The organism is Citrobacter sp. TBCS-14 (assembly GCF_005280805.1).
Classification (GTDB): Bacteria; Pseudomonadota; Gammaproteobacteria; order Enterobacterales; family Enterobacteriaceae; genus Citrobacter; species Citrobacter gillenii.
This window is the reverse complement of the sequence record NZ_SZWM01001045.1, coordinates 1-234: the sequence shown is the minus strand read 5'-3', so window position 1 is coordinate 234 and position 234 is coordinate 1. Positions and strand designations below refer to the sequence as shown.

Below are 234 nucleotides of genomic sequence, written 5' to 3'. Positions count from 1 at the left end.
CGGCTCATGACTTCAGACCCGGCTCCCGTTCCCCATAAAATCGGCAGCAGACCCGCAATGATGACCGCGACAGTCATTGCTTTAGGACGCACACGCAGTACCGCTCCGTGGTACAACGCCTCATCCAGTTTATCTACGGTAAAGGTTTGCGGGTTTTCCAGCGCAGGCTCTGCTTCAATGGCGTGGCGCAGGTACATCAGCATCACCACGCCAAATTCGGCAGCCACGCCTGCC

1 protein-coding gene is annotated in these 234 nt (G+C 57.7%); it reads right to left on the bottom strand.

What is annotated here, in order from left to right; translation table 11 throughout:
• Positions 1-234, bottom strand: a 234-nt coding sequence (locus tag FDX22_RS23860) for an efflux RND transporter permease subunit (protein ID WP_146717884.1), incomplete at both ends; no start/stop codon positions are given.